The sequence below is a fragment of the Cohnella boryungensis genome, assembly GCF_042651945.1.
GTDB classification, from domain to species: Bacteria; Bacillota; Bacilli; order Paenibacillales; family Paenibacillaceae; genus Cohnella; species Cohnella boryungensis.
In genome coordinates, this window is sequence record NZ_JBHSED010000070.1 from 64449 (window position 1) to 84526 (window position 20078).

16 protein-coding genes are annotated in these 20078 nt (G+C 56.0%); 15 read left to right on the forward strand and 1 reads right to left on the reverse strand.

Going from position 1 to position 20078, the window contains the following annotated elements; translation table 11 throughout:
- Positions 1-63 precede the first annotated feature (63 nt).
- From ACFO1S_RS26325 to ACFO1S_RS26395, 15 genes are all read left to right on the forward strand, one after another.
- Positions 64-687, forward strand: a complete 624-nt coding sequence (locus ACFO1S_RS26325) for a TetR/AcrR family transcriptional regulator (RefSeq protein WP_204604152.1) — start codon at positions 64-66, stop codon at positions 685-687.
- 96 nt (positions 688-783) lie between these two features.
- Complete coding sequence (locus tag ACFO1S_RS26330) at positions 784-3123, forward strand: ABC transporter permease (RefSeq protein WP_204604153.1); 2340 nt, start codon at positions 784-786, stop codon at positions 3121-3123.
- Positions 3124-3133: 10 nt separating this feature from the next.
- On the forward strand, positions 3134-3904 hold the full coding sequence (locus ACFO1S_RS26335; RefSeq protein WP_204604154.1) for an ABC transporter ATP-binding protein: 771 nt from the start codon (positions 3134-3136) through the stop codon (positions 3902-3904).
- A gap of 161 nt (positions 3905-4065) precedes the next feature.
- Positions 4066-4356, forward strand: coding sequence for a transposase (locus ACFO1S_RS26340; protein WP_204604155.1), 291 nt, complete (start codon positions 4066-4068; stop codon positions 4354-4356).
- 23 nt (positions 4357-4379) lie between these two features.
- Positions 4380-5240 carry an IS3 family transposase gene (locus ACFO1S_RS26345; RefSeq protein WP_204604227.1) on the forward strand — a complete coding sequence of 287 codons (861 nt, stop codon included), beginning with the start codon at positions 4380-4382 and terminating at the stop codon, positions 5238-5240.
- 582 nt (positions 5241-5822) lie between these two features.
- Positions 5823-6488, forward strand: a complete 666-nt coding sequence (locus ACFO1S_RS26350; protein ID WP_378127862.1) for a hypothetical protein — start codon at positions 5823-5825, stop codon at positions 6486-6488.
- Positions 6489-6619: 131 nt separating this feature from the next.
- Positions 6620-7006, forward strand: a complete 387-nt coding sequence (locus tag ACFO1S_RS26355) for an iron chaperone (protein ID WP_204604157.1) — start codon at positions 6620-6622, stop codon at positions 7004-7006.
- A gap of 123 nt (positions 7007-7129) precedes the next feature.
- Positions 7130-8083 carry a carbohydrate ABC transporter permease gene (locus ACFO1S_RS26360; RefSeq protein WP_204604158.1) on the forward strand — a complete coding sequence of 318 codons (954 nt, stop codon included), beginning with the start codon at positions 7130-7132 and terminating at the stop codon, positions 8081-8083.
- Between the two features lie 25 nt (positions 8084-8108).
- Complete coding sequence (locus ACFO1S_RS26365; protein WP_204604159.1) at positions 8109-8957, forward strand: carbohydrate ABC transporter permease; 849 nt, start codon at positions 8109-8111, stop codon at positions 8955-8957.
- A gap of 131 nt (positions 8958-9088) precedes the next feature.
- Entirely contained in the window at positions 9089-10504 is a 1416-nt protein-coding gene (locus ACFO1S_RS26370) for an ABC transporter substrate-binding protein (protein ID WP_204604160.1), read from the forward strand.
- Positions 10505-10573: 69 nt separating this feature from the next.
- Positions 10574-12400 carry a sensor histidine kinase gene (locus ACFO1S_RS26375; protein ID WP_204604161.1) on the forward strand — a complete coding sequence of 609 codons (1827 nt, stop codon included), beginning with the start codon at positions 10574-10576 and terminating at the stop codon, positions 12398-12400.
- The gene (locus tag ACFO1S_RS26380) at positions 12393-13988 is read left to right on the forward strand and encodes a response regulator transcription factor (protein ID WP_204604162.1); all 1596 of its coding nucleotides are present in this window, start codon (positions 12393-12395) and stop codon (positions 13986-13988) included. Before ACFO1S_RS26375 ends, ACFO1S_RS26380 begins: the two co-directional genes overlap by 8 nt.
- Positions 13989-14018: 30 nt before the next feature.
- On the forward strand, positions 14019-15944 hold the full coding sequence (locus tag ACFO1S_RS26385) for a heparinase II/III family protein (protein WP_204604163.1): 1926 nt from the start codon (positions 14019-14021) through the stop codon (positions 15942-15944).
- Positions 15892-17022, forward strand: coding sequence for a glycoside hydrolase family 88 protein (locus ACFO1S_RS26390; RefSeq protein ID WP_204604164.1), 1131 nt, complete (start codon positions 15892-15894; stop codon positions 17020-17022). The genes ACFO1S_RS26385 and ACFO1S_RS26390 overlap by 53 nt, the downstream gene beginning before the upstream one ends.
- 43 nt (positions 17023-17065) lie before the next feature.
- Positions 17066-18973 (forward strand): DUF2264 domain-containing protein, encoded by a 1908-nt coding sequence (locus tag ACFO1S_RS26395; protein ID WP_204604165.1) that lies wholly within the window; start codon positions 17066-17068, stop codon positions 18971-18973.
- Between the two features lie 47 nt (positions 18974-19020).
- On the opposite strand, the gene ACFO1S_RS26400 is transcribed toward ACFO1S_RS26395, so the two are convergent.
- Positions 19021-20013 carry a zinc-dependent alcohol dehydrogenase family protein gene (locus ACFO1S_RS26400; protein ID WP_378127863.1) on the reverse strand — a complete coding sequence of 331 codons (993 nt, stop codon included), beginning with the start codon at positions 20011-20013 and terminating at the stop codon, positions 19021-19023.
- Between the last annotated feature and the right edge of the window lie 65 nt (positions 20014-20078).

Here is a 20078-nt window from a genome sequence, read left to right on the forward strand (position 1 = left end):
AGACTTGGATTTATAGTATAAAATTAGTATAGACCGACGGTCGGTCTATACTGGAGAGTGAGCATGAGAACCTTAAAGGAACCGGAAGAAAGAAAAAACGAAATTTTGGAAACGGCGGAAGCCCTGTTCGTAAACCAAGGCTACGAGAAGACGACTATCCAGCATATTCTGACGCAGATCGGAATTGCGAAAGGCACCTTCTACCACTATTTCAAATCCAAAGAGGAAGTGCTGGATGCTATCGTGGCCCGGCACGTTGAGCACGGGGTGCGTGAGGCCGAGCGGATTCAAGCTGAACCCGGGCTCACTGTTCATCAGAAATTTCTGAGCATCATGCTGGCACAGAAGCCGGATACCGCCGGCAAGCGGCAGCTTGTAGAACAATTGCACGACATTCATAACGCCCAGATGCATCAGAAAAGCTTGACGGAAACGGTGCTTAGACTGACTCCCGTCCTGCAGAAGGTTGTCGAGCAAGGAATTCGGGAGCAGCTGTTTGCGACCCCTTATCCGAAGGAATCCATCGAATTTCTGCTTGTAACGGCCGTGACGTTGTTCGATGAAGGCTTTTTCAAATGGGAGCCGCAAGAGATGGCCGAGAAAATCGAAGCGTTCATTCACACGATGGAATTGCTGCTCGGCGCGGAAAAAGGCAGCTTCGCATACGTCATTCAATTGTTCGATTAAACGGGTGGAGAAGAAGGCACGATCGCACATCAAGAAGAAGGACGCCGACTTCGGAGGTTGGCGTTGTTGCTGCCGAGGCAAAAGGAGAGCTTGGAAATGTTGCTTAGAATGCTAAAGAAGGATCTTAAACGGAACAGGACGATAGCCGTTGCTTTGTTTGTATTCGTGATGCTGTCGGCTTTGCTTGCAGCTAGCGGGTCGAATATGATCATGCAGTTATTTCGTTCTATGGATCATTTGTTTGCCGTGTCGAACGCCCCGCATTTCGTGCAGATGCATGCCGGGGAGATCGACGAGACGGCGCTGGACGAATTCGCATCGGACAACCCTATGGTTCGAAGCCGGCAGCTCGCCGAGATGCTGATCATCGATAACGCAAGCATCTATTACGGTGACCGAAGGACGCCCGATTCTGGCAGCGTCATGGACAACGGCTTTGTCGAGCAGAATGAACGGTTCGACTTCCTGCTGAACCTGGACAACGAGCGGATTGCCGTTTCCAACGGGGAGATTGCCGTCCCTATCTATTACAAGCAGCGAGAGAATCTGGAGCTTGGCGACCGAATTCGAATCGCGTCGGCATCGTCCGAGCTGGAGTTTACAATAGTCGACTTCGTGCGGGACGTTCAGATGAATCCGTCTATCATCAGCTCCAAACGTTTTGTCGTTAGCGCTGCAGATTTCGAGGCATTAAGGCCGCTTGCCGGAGAAGTCGAGACGATGATCGGCTTTCAGCTCAACGATCTGAGCAAGCTAGGCGAGTTTAAAACCGCCTACCAATCCGCAGGACTGCCGTCCAAAGGGCCCACGATCGATTATTCGCTGCTGCAGATGCTGAACGTCATTACGGACGGCTTGGTGGCGGCAATCATTTTGCTGGTCAGCCTGCTGCTCATGGTAATTGCCGGGCTCTGTCTAAGGTTCACCCTGATCGCGACGATGGAGGAGGAGTATCGGGAAATCGGCGTGATGAAGGCCATCGGCATTCGCCAGTCGCACATGCGCAAAATATACAGGACCAAGTATCTGTTTCTCGCCGGAGCGGCCTGTCTGTGCGGCTATGCGCTTTCTGTGCTGACGAGCGGCTGGTTTACTTCCAATATCGCCTTATATATCGGCTCTGCCCCGCGAAACGCCCTGCAGTTGGTCGTTCCTATCCTTTCTGCGGCAGTCGTCTTTGCTCTAGTCTGGATGTTCTGCTCCCTGGTTCTTCGCAAAATGAACAAAATCTCTGCGGTAGAGGCACTGCGCTTCGGCACGACGGGAGGGAATAAGGTCCATGCAAGCTGGCTCCCTCTTCATAAGAGCCGATTGCCGAGTCTGAATATTTTCCTGGGCGTGAAGGATGTTCTCGGCCGATTCAGAATGTACCTGCTGCTGTTTCTGATTTTTGTTATTTGCTCGTTTATGATGATCGTGCCGATCAATTTCCTCAGCACGGTTCATGCTCCGAGCTTTGTCTCCTACATGGGAGCGGGGCAAAGCGATATTCGCATTGATCTGCAGCAGTCCGAAAACATTCGGGAAAGCTTTGCTGAGGTACAGGCGTACTTGGCCGAAGATCGGGACATTGCGAAGTTTGCTCCGTTGGTAACGAGCAAATACGGCGTGATAGGCGCCGAGGGCGCGTTGGAAAATATCCAGGTGGAGACGGGAGACTTCTCGCAATTTCCGCTGAAATACAGCAAGGGCAACGCACCTGCGAGCGACAATGAGATTGCGCTGTCGAGCCTCAACGCCGAGGGCTTGGGGAAGGGTGTCGGCGATACGGTAACTGTCGTCGCGGATGGGAAGTCGATCGAATTGCAAGTCAGCGGCATCTATCAGGACGTGACCAACGGAGGCAAGACGGCCAAAGCGCTGCTCCCTCCGGCCTCGGACCGCGTTCTCTGGTATACGATCAACGCGAATGTACAGCAAGGCGTCGACGTCCGGGAGAAAGTAGCCGAATACGCCAAGCTGTTTCAAGGGGCCAAGATTACGCCGATGGAGGATTATTTGTCCCAGACGCTCGGCTCGACGCTGGAGCAGATCAAGAAGGCGACGCTTATGGGCGTTGCGGTTGCGCTGTGCATCTCCTTCCTGATTACTTCGCTGTTCTTGAAAATGCTGACGGCCAAGGAAGCCTCCGGGATCGCCGTCATGAAGTGCATCGGATTCGCCGATAGCGATATTCGCAAGCAGTATATCGCCAGAACAATGACCGTTCTCGCAACGGCCATCCTCGTGGGAACGGCAGCATCCAATACGTTGGGCCAGGGGCTTGTCGGCATGCTCATGTCCGCTAGAGGGGCATCCTCGATCCAGTTCGTGACGAGCCCGCTCGTATCCTATGTCGTATGCCCTCTAGCCTTGGCACTGTTCGTAACGGGGGCGGCATTGCTCGCTACGCGTTCACTCAAGCAATACAGCATCGTAACTTTAAGCGCAGAATGAGGTGGCGGACGTGAAAGACATTTTAGAGGTGAACAATCTTAACAAAAGCTACAGCCTGAACAAGAGCGAGGAGCAGGCCGTGCTCAGAAATATCGATTTGCGCATTCCCGAAGGGCAATTCGTATCGGTTATGGGAGCCTCCGGCTCCGGGAAGTCGACCCTTCTCTACACGATCAGCGGCATGGACCGCATGACCTCCGGACAAGTCCGGTTCGATCAAGAGGATATCTCCTCCTTGCCGGACAAGACTCTGGCCGCTTTGCGCAGAAACAAGATGGGCTTTATCTTTCAACAAATTCATTTGCTGAAAAATCTGACCCTGCTCGATAATATCGTGCTTTCGGAGTATCTGGCTGGGCGAGAAAGCCGGAAAGCGATTAATCGGCGGGCGCGGGAGCTGATGAGCGAGATGGGCATTGCCGAGCTCGAAGACCGCGACGTTACGCAGGCGTCCGGTGGACAGCTCCAGAGAGTCGGCATATGCCGGGCGCTCATGAATCGGCCGAAAATGATCTTCGGCGACGAACCGACAGGGGCGCTGAATTCCAAAGCGACGAGCGAGATCATGGCGCTTCTCGGGCGCATCAACCGCTCGGGCACGACCATTCTGCTGGTCACCCATGACGTTAAAGTCGCCGCCCGGACGGAACGCGTGCTACTGATGGAGGACGGACGTATCGTCGGCGAGCAACACCTGGGCAAGTATGAGCAAGACCGTAACGACGATGCCAAGCTTCGTGAAGAGAAGCTATCCTCCTGGCTTCTGCAGATGGGGGTATAGCAAAGCGAAAGAGATCGGGGGATTTCTCCGATCTCTTTTGCTTTACAGTTGGATAATTTACGCACTCAGTATGGAGTCGAACTGGAGTGCTACGATAAAAATGCAGTCGAAAAACCCCCTCGTATGAAATAAATTGAAAGCTAACGAGGGGACGAGAGACAATGAACAGGTACGACAAGGCATTCAAAGAAGAAGCAGTAAGATTGAGCGATGAGATTGGACCAAAGAAAGCTGCCGAGCAGTTAGGCGTAGCCTACTATACGTTGCAGGAATGGAGAAAGCGAAGAACCCTGCACGGCGACGGAGCGCATATCGGGAGCGGACACGCCTATGCCTCTGCCGATAAGACTGCGCGTGAAATCGAATTAGAAAAAGAAATAGGCGAGTTGCGCCGAGCCAATGAAATTCTCAAGGACGCACTCGGTTTTTTCGCAAAAGACCGGAAGCGGTAAAGGCATGTCAGCTCTATGCTTACATCCGTGAACGACGGGATCAGTGGACCGTCAAGGAGATGTGCGAAGTGCTTGCTGTCAGCGAATCGGGCTATTACCGTAGCTTGAAGCCTACACTCAAACAGGAGCGGCAGAAACGCCTTCTGGTCAAAATCAAAGACATCATTGGAGAACATGAAGACAACAATAATTACGGTGTCCAGCGTATTCTGCTGGCGCTGTCACAGATCGAGATCACGACCAGCTACAGCACCGTCTATCGAATCATGAAGAAGCATGGCCTGCTGAAGAAAGTGAGGCGTCATCCAAACGGCATTACACGCGAGGATGCCGCAGCTCAAAAGAGCGAGAACCTGATCCAGAGAGACTTCAGATCCTCAGCACCCAACCAAAAGTGGCTATCGGATATCACCGAAGTCCCTTGTTCAGACGGCAAGCTCTATCTGTCCGCGGTACTGGATTGTTTCAATGGAGAGATCGTGGGCCTCGCCATGGACGATCATCTGCGCAAGGAACTCTGCATCCAAGCCTTTGAGAACGCCTGTAGAGCAAGAAATGCTCGCGGAATGATTTATCACAGCGATAGAGGCAGCCAATTCACGAGCCATGCATTCCGAGAACGTCTGGCTAAACGAGATGCCATTCAGAGCATGAGCGGCACAGGACGTTGCTATGATAACGCAAGGATGGAAAGCTTTTTTGCTACGCTAAAGAAAGAAAAGCTGTATAAGATCAAAACCGAGCACTACCCGATGGCTTATGTTAAATCGATCATCTTCAGGTACATCATGGTCTACTACAACAGACGGCGGATATACACCTCTAATCCAGGGGGCTGGCCACCAGCTATTTATCGCGAAAGAATGCTGTCACAAGCGGCTTAGTAACGGGATTTCTGTATGAGGGTGTTTTCAAACTACACTTTTTTTGACAACTCCAAACCTTCTTCACTTGGTCTGTTCCGAGTTTCAATCCACGCACTCCGTAAGGAGTGCGACGCTACGCGACCGCCGCGAATTCCGGCATCAAGATGTTTCAATCCACGCACTCCGTAAGGAGTGCGACAGCGGTAAGATATGAATTAATACCAACAGTGTGGGATTACGATTCATTTCAGATAAGAATGATCTCAGATCTGTCTAGGTTCAGGATTGACTTTCTGATGATAGGTAGTGATTTCTATGATTTCGACATTATTCGCGGTGCGAATGATCCAGGGATTTCATGGGAGCTTCACATTCGCACCTTTTGTGAGCCCTTGTTTCGAGTATACGTTTATCATAAGTAATCGCATAGTTTATTACAACTCCTTCCAGAATAAAGCTGATGTCAAGAGTAACTCCACAGCGTCGCAAAATGCGACGAAGAAGGGGCAAGCGAAGCAAGCGGCCAGCGCATAGTCGCAAAATGCGACGAAGAAGGCAAAATGCGACGAGGAAAGGGCTGGCGAAGCAAGCAGCCAGCGCATGGTCGCAAAATGCGACGAAGAACAGGCAAGCGAAGCAAGCAGCCAGCGCATAGTCGCAAAATGCGACGAAGAAAGGGCTGGCCAAGCAAGTAGCCAGCGCATGGTCGCAAAATGCGACGAAGAAATGGCTGGCGAAGCAAGCAGCCAGCGCATGGTCGCAAAATGCGACGAAGAAGGAGCTGGAGAAGCAAGCAGCCAGCGCATGGTCGCAAAATGCGACGAAGAAGGAGCTGGCGAAGCAAGCAGCCAGCGCATGGTCGCAAAATGCGACGAAGAACGGGCAAGCCAAGCAAGTAGCCAGCGCATAGTCGCAAAATGCGACGAAGAAGGAGCTGGCGAAGCAAACAGCCAGCGCATAGTCGCAAAATGCGACGAAGAAGGAGCTGGCGAAGCAAACAGCCAGCGCATAGTCGCAAAATGCGACGAAGAAGGAGCTGGCGAAGCAAGCGGCCAGCGCATGGTCGCAAAATGCGACGAAGAAGGAGCTGGTGAAGCAAGCAGCCAGCGCATGGTCGCAAAATGCGACGAAGAAGGAACTGGCGAAGCAAGCAGCCAGCTCATAGTCGCAAAATGCGACCAAGAAGAGCTGGCGAAGCAAGCAGCCAGCGCACAGTCGCAAAATGCGACGAAGAAGGAGCTGGCGAAGCAAGCAGCCAGCGCATAGTCGCAAAATGCGACGAAGAAAGGGCTGGCTAGCCAGACATGCATTCCCCGTATCTCTACGCAATCTCCTAAGGTATAATAAACCTATACATTAATCGGCAAGAACAATAGGATTCCGAAGGGAGCCTCTGCATGGACAACCGAATCGCCTATGCTTCCACAGAAGCATACATCGCGCAGTTCCCGCCGCACGTTCAGGAGATTCTCAACACGCTGCGGCAAGTCATTCGCGAGGCGGCGCCGGAAGCGACGGAGAAGATAAGCTACCAGATGCCGACCTTTTTCCTGCATCAAAACCTTGTGCACTTTGCCGGATACAAAAGCCATATCGGCTTTTACCCCGGAGCCAGCGGAATTGCCGCGTTTCAGCCGGAATTGGCGGCTTACAAAGGCGCAAAGGGGTCCGTGCAATTCCCTCTGGACAAGCCCTTGCCCTACGAATTAATCGCAAGAATCGTCCGATATCGGGTTGCCCAAAATATCGAGACTGCCGCAGCGAAGGCGAAAAAGAAGAAATAACGACCCGCGAGAAAGTCAAATAAATTGCGTATCGAATCAAAATACCGTCAAAACGCGACGGTATTTTTTTTTATAATTAAAGCCAAGTTCACGACTACTTATCGGATTGAGGTGTTAAGAGCTATGGCTGATCCAACGGTGACAACTCATACGCATGCACAGCAGCCGCATCCCCGGTCGCCGCGGGTCAAGCGAGCCAACCGGCTCGGAGGAGATACGCTGGCGGGACTGCTTTTCGTCAGTCCGATGCTGATCGGGGTTACGGTGCTCGTATTGCTGCCGATTCTGGCTACGCTGGCGCTCAGCTTGGCGGATTGGAATTTCGTGCAGGGCTGGGACGGGCTGACATGGACGGGGCTCGATAATTTCAAGAAGCTGCTGGACGATCCGGCGTTTGTTCGTTCGGTACGCAACAACCTGTTTTTCCTGTTGGCCGTCCCCGTCTACATGCTCGTGTCGATGGTGCTGGCGGTGCTGATAGACAGGTACGTGTATTGGAAGGGTTTTTTCAAGGTCGCGTATTTCATGCCCTACATCTCCAGCATCGTAGCGGTCGCCATCGTCTGGCAGGTGCTGTTCCAGCCCTCCTACGGCCCGATCAACGAGGTGCTGAAAGCGATCGGATTCGCCAATCCTCCCAAGTGGATTGCCGACCCGAAGTTCGCGCTTGCTTCCATAATGATGATCACGATCTGGGTGTCGATCGGCTTTAATCTCATTATCTACATCGCCGGGCTGCAATCGATTCCCAAAGACCTGTACGAAGCCGCCGACATCGACGGCGCGGGGGCCTGGGTGAAATTCGCGCGGATCACGTTTCCGCTGCTGTCTCCAACGTCCTTCTTCCTGCTCGTCACCGGAATTATTTCCTCGTTCAAGGTTTTCGATATTATCGCGGTCATGACCCAGGGGGGGCCGATCGGTTCCACGAGCCTGATGGTCTGGTACTTATATGATCAAGCGTTCGTCAATTTGAAGATCGGGTATGCTTCATCCGTCGCCGTCGTCTTGTTCGCCTTCGTTATGCTCATTACGGCGGGGCAATGGTTCGCGCAGAAAAAATGGGTCAATTATTGACCGAGACCGGAGGGGGAGAAGGCTCATGCAGCGGGTTCAAAGGGCATCGGGGCCGGATTGGCGGAAGCTCGTCGTGACGGCCGTACTACTGGCAATGAGCATTCTGTTCTTGCTGCCGTTCATCTGGATGCTTACGACTTCCTTTAAAATAGAGAAGGACGTCTTCGTCTATCCGATCCAGTGGATCCCTAAGCAATGGAACGCGATTGCCAACTATAAGGAAGTATGGTTTGGAGATTATCCTTTCTATGTGTATTATTTGAACACGATCAAGGTGAGCGTCTTGACGACCCTCATCTCCTGCACGACATCAAGTCTGGCGGCATACGGCTTTTCCAAAATCCGCTTTAAGGGCAGCAAGACGCTTTTTATGATCGTGCTTGCCACTTATATGGTGCCAAATCAGGCGATTCTAGTGCCGCAATTCATCCTGTACCGCAACATCGGCTTGTTCGACAACCATCTCGGACTGATCATGATCGGCAGCTTCAGCGTGCTGGGAACCTTCATGCTTAGGCAATTTTTCATGGGCTTGCCGCAGGACTACATCGAATCCGCCAAGATCGACGGAGCCGGCCACTTCCGCACGTTCTGGTCCATCGCGATTCCGCTGGTTAAGCCGGCCATCGCCACGTACGCGATTCTGCGGTTCATCTGGACGTGGAACGATTATCAGAATCCGCTGATTTTCCTGCGCACGGATAAGCTCTACACGATTCAACTGGCGATGCAGAAGTTTACTTCAATGAGCGGCGAGTTCTACTCGCTTATAATGGCCGCTGCGGTGTCGGCGATCTTGCCGCTGCTGATCGTCTTCATTATCGGACAGAAGAGCGTAATCGAGGGAATCGCGCTTGGAGGCGTGAAAGGCTAAAAGCTGATATCGAGCCGAATAAGTAAAAATATTTCATAATAAGTAAATATTGTTTCATGGAGGATCGGCAAGGCGTCAGTATAATGTGGATTGTCATCAGATTACGTATCCTATGGGAGGGTGTCAGACGGATGAGAAAAAAGTGGTTTAACGTAATGGCCGCAGGCGTCATGGTGGTCGGTTTGCTGGCAGGATGCGGAAGCGACAAGAACGAGAAGACGGACGCTAGCCCGAGCGCAGGCGGCAGTCCTTCCGCCAGCTCCGCGGCAAGCTCTCCGGCCAGCTCGGGGGAGAAGGTGCACCTCAGGCTGTATACGTTCGGGCCGGAAGCGACGTACAATTGGTCCAATACGTTAAAGAGCTATGAGGAAGCCAACCCCGGCGTTACGGTAGAGGCGGTCGTGCTGAGCGATAAGGGCGATACGCAGGAAGCGATGAAGAAGCTGGACCTGGCGTTCGCCTCCAAGGAAAACATCGACGTTCTGATGTTCAGCGATCCGGCCGGTTACGCACAGCGCGTATCGTTGGGCATGGCCGAGCCGCTGGACGATTACATCGCCAAGGACGGCGGATTCAAGGTGTCGGAGGAATACAAGGTAGATACGACGCTGAACGGCAAAGTGTATGCGCTTCCCGGGAAGTTCAATCCCTGGTACGTCTTGCTGAACAAAGACCATCTCGACGAGGCGGGCCTAGCGCTGCCGACCGACTGGACCTGGGATGAATACGCGGATTACGCGAAGCAGCTGACCAAGGGAGAAGGCACCTCGAAGCGCTACGGCACCTACTTCCACGGCCCTCAAGGCGGCGGATGGATGGAGTTCCTGAAGCTGATGATGATGAACCAGCCCAAGGATTCCGACTTCCTGAAAGCGGACGGCTCCTCCAACCTGGCCGACCCGAACTACAAGCGCACGCTGGAGCTGCGCGTCAGGATGGAGAAGGAGGACAAATCCTCCGTTCCTTATTCGGATATCATTTCGCAGAAGCTGGCCTACCGGAATCAATTTTTTAACCAATCCGCCAGCATGCTGACGATCGGAAGCTGGATGAACACGGAGATCGGCGGAACCGACAAGCTGCCCCTTACGTTCCATGTTGCCGTCGCTCCGTTCCCGAAGAACGATAAAGCGGATCAAATCGGATATTCCCCGGTGACGACCGACTACACGGCCGTATCCTCAATCTCCAAGAACAAGGAGGCCGCTTACAAATTCGTTCGCTGGTACACCACGGAAGGACAACTGGTTCAGGGCAAAAATATTCCGGCCTGGAGCAAGGTATCGAACGATCAGGTGACGCCGATTATCGATACGATACTTGCCGCTACGGCGAATCCGGAGCTGGTGGACAAAGACTCGCTCACGAAAACCCTGCTGATGTCCAAAGCCTCCGAGATGATTCCGGCCGCCTCTTATCAATCCGAGGTGTACAAGGCAGTCAACGAGGAGTACGAGAAGCTGATTCTGGGCGAGCAAGACATTGAGGCAACGGTGAAAAACAGCCAGGAACGCGCGCAGCAGATTATCGATGCCAACAAAAAATAAATGATATACTGGCATTGCGGAGACGGCGTTTCGCTGTCTCCCTTTGCTATTGCGAGAGGGGGAGAGAGCATGCTGCGGCTGTGGAGAGGAAGAAGCGGTCGCGGATTTCTATCGATCCGCTACAAGCTGATGACGGCGGCGATCGCCTGTATTCTCATACCGGCCGCATTGTCGCAACTCGTCTACAATTCTCTCACGCAGGATGCGGTTCAGCGTCAGGCGATCGCCAACGCGCAGGATTCTCTGCTGCTGGTGGACAGCTCGGTGACGAGTCTTCTGAACAGCATGGTGAACATCGCGAATTACATTCAGATGAATGCGGATATGAATACGTATTTCAAGCTGGTCGTCTCGGGCAAGACCGAAGGAAACGACGACTACCGCAAATTCATGGACAAGAACCGGATTCTTCAACAGCTCGATAGCTTAACCGTCAGCGAGAAAAGCTACGTAACCGTGCTGCTGACGGACGGAACGACGTTCACGAACTATTCCACGAGCGATTACAATCCCTCGGCTCTGCTGGAGGAGCCCTGGTTTCATCATTTGAACGATCTGAAATGGCTCAGCTCTTACTGGATCGGAACAAGCCCCAATGTCTTCAAATATATCGAGGAGGAGAAGCCCTATCAGATTTCGCTGGCCCGTACCTTGCGTAGGGACGACTCCAGAATCTACGGATATATCGTCGTCACCTTCATGGAGCAGCAGATCAGCCGCTTGTTCACGCGATTGTCCTCCGAGCAGGAGGTGATGCTGCTGGACGGCGAGAACCGGATTTTGTCCAGCGGGGACGTGACGCAGATCGGCCGCGTGTTCAACGATATCGGAGCCACTGCCGGAAGATTGAACACCACCATCGAGACGGTCGGCGGCACGAAGTATTTAATTACGGAGCAGCCGTTCACCTTCAACGATTGGCGGCTGGTGTCCAAGCAGCGCTACGAGGAGGCGATCGTGAATATCAGCTCGATATTCAACCGGGTGTTTCTTGTGCAATTTTCCGCGCTTGTGCTGTTCCTGCTCCTGCTTCTGGCGCTGCTCCGAGCCTTCACCAAGCCGCTTGTGCAATTGGGCAAGACGGCTTCCGCCGTACAGCGGGGCAATCTGAGCCTGCGGTCGGGCATTCGCGGACGGGATGAGATCGGCAGGCTCGGATTTCTGTTCGACCAGATGCTGGGAAGAATCCAGGAGATGCTCGCAGAGGTATCCGATACCCAGGCGCGCAAGCGCAAGGCGGAGCTGAAGATGCTGCAAGCCCAGATTCACCCTCATTTTCTGTTTAACGTCCTGAACTCGATTCGTATGAAGGTATTGCGCCGCGGAGACCCGGAAAGCGCGAAAATGATCAGCTCCCTGTCTACGCTGCTGCGCATGACGATCAAGAACGAAGAGGACGAAATCTATCTGCACGAAGAGCTGGAGCTGCTGAGCCATTATGTGGACCTGATGAACCTTCGGCAGAAGGAAGAGGTTCGCTTGTCTCTGGACATCGATTCGGAGGCGATGCTGATGCGTGTTCCGCGTTTCTTCCTGCAGCCTGTCGTGGAGAACGCTCTCATTCACGGCTTCAGCCAGCGGGCGGGACATATTCGCATTCATGCCGAGATGCGAAGCAAGGTGCTTGTGATCGAGGTGAAGGACGACGGCATCGGGATGGACGAAGAGGCGTTAAAGGCGCTGAACGCCAAGCTGGCCGCCGCGGCCGACGCCGGTGGATCGGCGATGGACCGGGGAGCCGGTGGAGCGTTCTCCGGAATGGGCCTCGTGAACGTCGTCGAAAGGATGCGTTTGCTGCGCGGCGAGCGGTTTTCGATGACGGCGGAGAGCGTCGCGGGTCACGGGACGATCATTCGATTAATTCTTGCGTACGAAAGGGCGGATAACGATGTATAACGTCATGCTGGTAGACGACGATTATCCTGTCTTGGAGCTGCTGTCGGAGACGATTGATTGGGAAGCCAAAGGGCTGAGGCTGCTCGGAGCGTTCGAGAACGGGGCGACGGCGTGGGAGCAAGCTCAGCAAGCGATGCCGGATATTCTTATCACCGACATCGGCATGCCGCGCATGAACGGGCTTGAGCTGTGCGCGAAGATCAAGGAACGCAAGCCGGACACCCGGGTCGTGATATTGTCGTGTCACGACGAGTTTGCCTATGCCCAGCAGGCCATGCGGCTGAACGTCCAGGAGTATTTGCTTAAGGAATCGCTTCAGCCGGACGATCTGGCGCGCCTGCTGGACCGGATCAAGCATGGGCTGGATGCGGAGCGCCAGTTAAACGGCGAGCAGATGCGCCTGCATGCGCTCGTGAACGATTCAAGAGAGCTGCGCAAGGAGCAGGCGTTCAAAAATTTCATCCATCAGCCGCTGCTTACTCCCGACAAATGGATGCAGGAGGCGAACGGCTTCGGCTTGTTCCTGGGGCGGGAGGCATGCCTTCCGGTAATCGGATGCGTGGACGATTACGGACAGGTCAAGCATCGCTTCGCATCCGAGCAGACGCTGCGCTTTGCCATAGCGAACGTGATGCAGGAGGTACTGGGAGAGTTGGACGACAGCGTGCTGTATATTTCCTATAGCGAACGCAAGCCGCTGCTGCTGTTCACCTACAAGCCCAGCCTGAAGACAAACCGCTACGATGCCGTGACCGCCCATCTGCGCAAGATACAGCTGGCGATGGGCAAGGCGCTCAAGATTCGCCTGACCTTTCTGCTCGGAACGGAGTGCGATCGTCCGGAAGCGCTCAAGCAGGCGCTGAAATCGCTGCTGACCGACGAGAATCAGAGGTTCTACCTGGAGGCCGGGGCTCTTGTGAAGCATCGGTCGGAAACGGTGTCGGACGAGGATTTGTTCATCCATTACGACAACGCCAGCACGGAGCTGAGAGAGGCGCTGATCGGGAAAAGTCCGACGGAGGTCGGCCGGATAGCCGAAGTCTGGATGGACAAAGTCAAAGCCAGGAAATACCCGCCGGCCGCCGTGAAGGACTGGACGCTAAAGCTGCTGCTCGACTTGAAGCTCAAGCTGCGCACGCTGCAATACGTGCAAGCCGGACAATCGGCGGATACGCTGCACAAGGAAATATCGGAGATCGATTCGATTCACGAGCTGCTGGATTGGCTCAAGTGCCAATTGACGGCTGCCGCAGGCGAGCACCCGGCTTTTGTCGGCAAGCGTCCTGAGGTCAAGGAAGCCTGCCAGTACGTGTCGCTTAATCTGAACCGGAGAATCAGCCTTGACGAGGTGGCCGATCTGCTGCATCTGAACGCAAGCTACTTCAGCCGGATGTTCAAGAAGGAGACCGGGGAGACGTTCATCGAATACGTAACCCGCATGAAGATGGAGCGGGCCAAGGAAATGCTGGACAGAACTTCGAGCAGCGTCGGCGAAATCTGCGAGCACCTCGGCTATGACAATCAGAGCTACTTCATTAAGACGTTCAAGGCCCACTCGGGAGCAACGCCGATGGAATACCGAGGATAAGCGTCTCGCGGCAAGGGGAGGTGGAAGCGAATGGAGGACATTAGCAAGATTCGTAAGGCCGTCAGACGGATGAAGCGGGCTTCGGACTCGCTTTATTATCCTCAAGGGCAATCGGCGGACAGCTTCTGGAGCAAGGTCGCGGAATCGCCGTCCTATGCGCGGATCGTGAGCGATATCCGGGCCGAAGGAACGCGGATAAAGCGGGAGAAGGCCCCGGCGCTAACGGATGAGCTGTTTTCCTTGTTCGAGCGGACCGGCTCCCGTCTGGAGTACGAACGGGCCTATTTCGAGCGCCGGCGGCGGTTGAATACGCACATGCTGCTGTCTCTGCTGGAGCCGGGGGAAGGGGCTCATCTGCGCGAGCTGCAAGAGATGATTGCAAGAGTGCTGGATGAGCCGACCTGGTGCTTGCCCGCCCATGTGCTGGGCCGCGATCCGGACAAGACGATTGACTTGTTCTCCGCGGAGACGGGCTTTACCTTGGGCGAAATGGCTTGCGTGCTGGGGGAGCGGCTGCCCCGTTCCCTGCTTGCGGACATCGACGAGGCGCTCTCGGCGCGGCTGTTCCGGCCTCTCCTGGAGGAGGGACCTCACCCGTGGGAGAGCGCCCGTCACAATTGGTCGGCTGTGTGCGCGGGCTCGATCGGGGCGGCGGCGCTGCTGCGGCTCGCGAAGGAGGATGAGCTTGCGGAGGTGCTGACGCGAACGCTGGCCAGCCTCGATTGTTACTTGGAGGGCTTCGGAGACGATGGCGCTTGTCTGGAGGGGTTGGGCTACTGGAATTACGGCTTCGGCTATTACGTGTATTTCGCCGATTTGCTGCGGCGAATGACGGAGGGCGGTCTGAATCTGTTTCACTCCGAGAAGGTGCGCAGCATCGCTTCGTTTCAGCAGATCGCTTACTTGCACGAGGACTCCGTCGTCTGTTTCTCGGATTCGCTGCCGCGCGTGCCGTTTCGCGTCGGCCTCACTCATTATTTGGCCCGTATCTACCCGGAGATCGAGATTCCGGCGTTCAGGCATGCGGCGAGCTACACGGAGGATCATTGCAGCAGGTGGGCTCCGGCGTTTCGCGATCTGATCTGGCTTGATCCGGACGGAAGAGGGGAAGAGCCGGGACCTGTCGATCGCTATTTGCCGGATGCGCAATGGCTGGTTTCCAGATGCTCCGACCGGGGCGGCGAGTCTCGCTTCGGCTTTGCGGCCAAGGGCGGGCATAACGATGAGCCGCACAACCATAACGATATCGGACATTTTATATTGATTGCGGACGGCATAACCGTTGCGGGCGATCTTGGCGCCGGCGAATACACGGCAGCTTATTTTGGCGATGGCAGATATGAATACGATTGCAACGGCTCTCAGGGGCACTCCGTCCCCATCGTGGACGGCTGTTATCAGTCGCCCGGGACGGACAGCGCGGCCATCGTGCTGAAGGCCGAGGTCGGCGAACGGGAGGATCGGCTGAAGCTGGAGATGGCCGGAGCTTATCGCGTGACCGGAATGAAGTCGCTTGTGCGCGAGCTCATATGGCGCAAGGGCGGAGACAGGCCGACCTTGACGTTAATCGACGAATTTACGTTCGCCGAACGAGGCTGCCAGGTCGTCGAAAGAGTCGCGGCGCTGCTGCCCCCCGTAATTCGGAAAGACGGGACCATCGCGATTGGCGGCGAGAGCGAGAACGGGCTGGAGGCGCTTATCCGGTTTGACGAGGCGCAGCTTAAAGCGGCGGTTGAGAAGCGAAGCTATCGGGATCACTTCGGACAGGAACGGTGCTGGTATGCCATCGATTGGAAGCTCAGAAAGACGGAGCGGGTATGCCGGATCGAGCTGCGGTTTGAATGGAAGCATCGAGCAGGCAAGGGAAAGAACGCACAGATCATCGGAAAAGGAGTCGAGAGAAATGACGATTCAACCGGAATGGCTGGAGGAAGCCTGGGACAGAGCCAAGGATAAGACGCTGCGGAATCTTGAGCGAATCGGGGACGGGTTTCCGCATGCGAGCATCAACGGAGCTTACGTGCTGGAGCAGCCTCACTGGTGGACGGCAGGCTTCTGGCCGGGAATGCTGTGGCAGCTGTATGAGGGATGCGGAGACGCGCGGCTCAGACAAGCGGCCGAACGATGCGAGGCCAGGCTGGACGCCGTACTGGACGGGTTCGACCGTCTGGATCACGATCTGGGCTTCATGTGGACGTTGACCAGCGTGGCCGCGCACAAGCTTCACCCGACGGAGCTGTCCAGACGGCGGGCCTTGAAGGCGGCCAATTATCTCGCTGCTCGCTTTAATCTGCGGGGCCGGTACATTCGCTCCTGGAATCCTTGGCATGAGGGCGAGAACAACGCGGGCTTCGCGATTATCGATTGCTGCATGAACACGCCGTTGCTCTACTGGGCGTCGCGGGAGACCGGGGACCCGCGCTATCGCCATGTTGCGGAGGCGCACATGGACACGGTGCTTGAGCACTTCGTCCGCTCCGACGGCTCGGTCTATCATATCGTCGAGTTCGATCCCGAGACAGGCCGGCATGTGAGAGGCCTGGGAGGACAGGGATATGCGCCGGAGTCCGCCTGGTCGAGGGGAACCGCTTGGGCGCTGTACGGCCTGGCGCTGTCCTATCATCATACCGGCAACGCGGCTTATCGGGATGCCGCGAAACGGGTAGCGCACTTCTTCCTGTCCAGCTTGCCGGATGACCGCGTGCCTCATTGGGATTTCCGCCTGCCGCCCGAGGTGGCGGCGTATCGCGATTCCTCCGCCGGGGCGATCGCGGCCAGCGGCCTGCTGCTTCTGGCAGAGCAGACGGGCTCGCTGGAGGACCATACGTATCGGACGCCCGCCATTGCGATGCTCGAATCGCTCTACCGGCACTACGGCGCTTGGGAGGATATGCGGGAGGAAGGCCTGCTCCTGCACGGCACCAGTCATTTCCCCGAAGGAAAAAACATCGACGTTCCGCTGATCTACGGCGATTTCTTTTTCGTAGAGGGGCTGGCGAGGCTGCGGGGGAGCCGCGTGATGTTCTGGGAATAGCCCCGAGCCTGCGGAATAGACGATGCTGGAGGAGGAACGAGGAATGACCTTGCCGAACCTGCGGATTCAGGATAACCCTCTGCGGACAAAAGAGGACATGAGGCTGGCGCTAAGGCAGCTGATCCAACCGATCGAACGTTATTACAGCTCCGGCGGCGCGCTCTTGCGTCTCGGCGACAGCGGGGCAAGCTATCCGGCGGCGGTCGCGGAGATGGAGGGCTTCTCCCGCATTCTGTGGGGGATGGGGCCGCTATTGGCGGGCGGGGGCTCGGAACCGCTCTGGGATGACTGCCTGAAAGGCATCATGAACGGCACCGATCCCGCTCACGAGGAGTATTGGGGGCAGCCGGGGGATTACGACCAGCGCTTCGTGGAGATGGCGGCATTCGGCTTCTCGCTTGCGATCGCTCCGGAGCATATCTGGGAGCCGCTTGACGAGCGTCAGCGGGCAAATCTGGTCGCTTGGCTCGGCCAGATCAATCGGCATCCGGTATACGATTGCAATTGGCTGTTCTTTCACGTGCTGGTCAATGTCGGCTTTTCCAAGCTGGGCCTGCCGCACGACCGCGCGGGCATGGAGCGGAATCTGGATCGCTTGGAGCAGTTCGCTCTGGAAGGCGGCTGGTATACCGACGGACCGGAGGGGCACAGCGATTACTATACGCCGTTCGCTATCCATTATTATTCTCTGCTTTATGTCCGGCTGATGGCGGAAGAGGACCCGGAGCGCTGCCGGAGATTCAAGTCCCGGGCGATCTCGTTCGCCCGGGACTTTATCCGCTGGTTCGCGGCGGACGGCTCCGCGCTGCCTTACGGCAGAAGCTTGGCTTACCGCTTCGCACAGTCCGCGTTCTGGAGCGCTTTGGCTTACGCGGAGATTGAAGCGGACGATCTCTCCTACGGAGTCGTGAAGGGCATCGCGCTCCGCAATCTGAGATGGTGGCTCAGGCAGCCGATCTATCGCCCGGACGGAGCGCTGAGCATCGGCTACCGATACGCGAACTTGGTCATGGCCGAGAATTACAACGCACCCGGCTCGCCATACTGGGCAATGAAAGCCTTTCTGCCGCTTGCTCTGCCAGACGATCATCCGTTCTGGCAGGTGGAGGAGCTGCCGTTACCTGCGCTTCCTTCGCGCGATGCGCAGCATCACCCGAGCCTGGTTGTGAGGCGCGAGGCGGAGACGGATCACGTTGTCGCGTTTAATGCGGGGCATCTCTCTTCGAACGAGCATACGCATACGTCTGCCAAATATGAGAAGTTCGCTTATTCCAACGCTTTCGGCTTCAGCGTTCCGCGAGCGGAATGGGGGCTCGCCCAGGGAGCGTTCGATTCGATGCTTGCCCTGAGCGAGGGGGATAACCTGTATCGCGTGAGAAGGAAAAACGAGGAGACGGCCATTCGCGACCAAGTGTTGTTTGCCCGCTGGCGGCCATGGTCGGATGTGGAGGTGCGCACCTGGCTGATCGCAGGCTTGCCCTGGCATATTCGCATTCATCGTCTTAAGACCGGAAGAGCGCTGACCGTCGCGGAGGGCGGCTTTGCGCTGCCGCTGGAGCAAGGCCTGACCACGCTGGAGCAGGAGCGGGACCGACTCTTCGCGACCAGCGGCCTCGGAACCTGCGGAATGGTCAGCTATCGCGGCTTCGATACGGCGGAGCTGGTTCACCCGAACGCCAACACCAATCTGCTTCATCCGCGAACGGTTATCCCGACGTTGACGGCGACGTTAACGCCAGGGCGGCATTGGCTGCTTTCTGCGGTATACGCCTGCCCCGGCGTCGAAGACGGGGGAGCGCGCGCGCGTGTGCTGGAGCGTATGGACAGTCTGTTGAAGCACGCTGTGCCCGATACGGCCGATTCGTCTGACGAGGCGGTATGGATTGAAGCTTTGGCGCAGCAACTGACCGATCTGTCTGAAACAGGAGACGGCCCCAGATACCCGAAATAGTTGAAGCATCCCCCTGCCAATCCCATGGCGAGGTATAGCTTCAGCTGCTAAAAGGTCAAGATGACTTTGCCGCTACGTCTATCAGGAGATTCCGCGGCCTCGACGGCTTCGCGGATCTCCGTCAAGCGGCAGCGTGCGGCGGGAGCTCTTACGGCCAGCCGCCCTTCGGCGACCCAGCTCAGAATACGATTGAACGCGGCGTGCCATTGCGGCTCTGTCACGTCTTGATTCCAATGACGCAGATGGAACAATTGCAGACGAATATCGAAGCTCTGCTTCAAGGCACCCCAGTCTAGCGAAATCCCCGATAGAAGCCCCAGACTAAGCAGGATGCCCTGCCTTTTCAGGCAGGAGGCAAGCCCGTTTCCGGGCGGTCCGCCGATGGAATCGACGGCGGCTGCCGCGCCCTCCCCTTTCGTCAGCTCCATTACATAATTGCGCATCGTTGGGATGTCATCGGAATGAAGGACGTGAGAGGCGCCAAGCCGAAGGAGCTCCTGAGCGTTGTCCGCGTCCCCGGTGACGGCAATGAGCCGATAATGAAGAATGCCCGCTAATTGGGCGAAAATCCGACCGAGCGAAGAGCCGCAGGCATTGACGAGGAAGACATCGCCTTCCCGCAGCTTCAGCGCCTCGGCGCAGACCAGCCATGCCGTAACGGGATTGATATACAGCTGCGCGGCGGCTTCATCCCCTATCGAGGACGGAACAGGAACGAGCCACTGGGCCGGAGATTTCACATATTGCTGCCAGGTGCCTTGTCCCCTGAGCGGCAGTACGCGTCTTCCGATAAGCTGCCCGGACACGCCGGGTCCAGTGTCCACGACGGTTCCAACGCCTTCGAAGCCGGGAACGGCAGGCAGCGCAGTGCGATGCGAATAAGCACCGCGGATTGGAAGGATATCGGAAGGATTAATCGGGCAAGCGGACATGCGGACGAGAACCTCGCCGGGACCGGGCGGTTCGAGATCGGCGTCCGCAACCTGGAGAACCTCTCGGGGTTCTCCGAAGCGCTCATAATGTATACGTGTATATCGCAAGCCTGTTGTCCTCCTGTGCGGCGGCCGCATGGCGCGGCCCGGAATGGACGTATCGGCGCAAGGCC

What these genes read in the sequence shown, in the direction of transcription:
- ACFO1S_RS26385 (WP_204604163.1), top strand. Translation starts at nt 14,019, where the DNA reads ATGGAGGACATTAGCAAGATTCGTAAGGCCGTCAGACGGATGAAGCGG.
- ACFO1S_RS26395 (WP_204604165.1), top strand. Translation starts at nt 17,066, where the DNA reads ATGACCTTGCCGAACCTGCGGATTCAGGATAACCCTCTGCGGACAAAA.
- ACFO1S_RS26365 (WP_204604159.1), top strand. Translation starts at nt 8,109, where the DNA reads ATGCAGCGGGTTCAAAGGGCATCGGGGCCGGATTGGCGGAAGCTCGTC.
- ACFO1S_RS26350 (WP_378127862.1), top strand. Translation starts at nt 5,823, where the DNA reads ATGGTCGCAAAATGCGACGAAGAACAGGCAAGCGAAGCAAGCAGCCAG.
- ACFO1S_RS26380 (WP_204604162.1), top strand. Translation starts at nt 12,393, where the DNA reads ATGTATAACGTCATGCTGGTAGACGACGATTATCCTGTCTTGGAGCTG.
- ACFO1S_RS26325 (WP_204604152.1), top strand. Translation starts at nt 64, where the DNA reads ATGAGAACCTTAAAGGAACCGGAAGAAAGAAAAAACGAAATTTTGGAA.
- ACFO1S_RS26340 (WP_204604155.1), top strand. Translation starts at nt 4,066, where the DNA reads ATGAACAGGTACGACAAGGCATTCAAAGAAGAAGCAGTAAGATTGAGC.
- ACFO1S_RS26355 (WP_204604157.1), top strand. Translation starts at nt 6,620, where the DNA reads ATGGACAACCGAATCGCCTATGCTTCCACAGAAGCATACATCGCGCAG.
- ACFO1S_RS26370 (WP_204604160.1), top strand. Translation starts at nt 9,089, where the DNA reads ATGAGAAAAAAGTGGTTTAACGTAATGGCCGCAGGCGTCATGGTGGTC.
- ACFO1S_RS26390 (WP_204604164.1), top strand. Translation starts at nt 15,892, where the DNA reads ATGACGATTCAACCGGAATGGCTGGAGGAAGCCTGGGACAGAGCCAAG.
- ACFO1S_RS26330 (WP_204604153.1), top strand. Translation starts at nt 784, where the DNA reads ATGTTGCTTAGAATGCTAAAGAAGGATCTTAAACGGAACAGGACGATA.
- ACFO1S_RS26360 (WP_204604158.1), top strand. Translation starts at nt 7,130, where the DNA reads ATGGCTGATCCAACGGTGACAACTCATACGCATGCACAGCAGCCGCAT.
- ACFO1S_RS26375 (WP_204604161.1), top strand. Translation starts at nt 10,574, where the DNA reads ATGCTGCGGCTGTGGAGAGGAAGAAGCGGTCGCGGATTTCTATCGATC.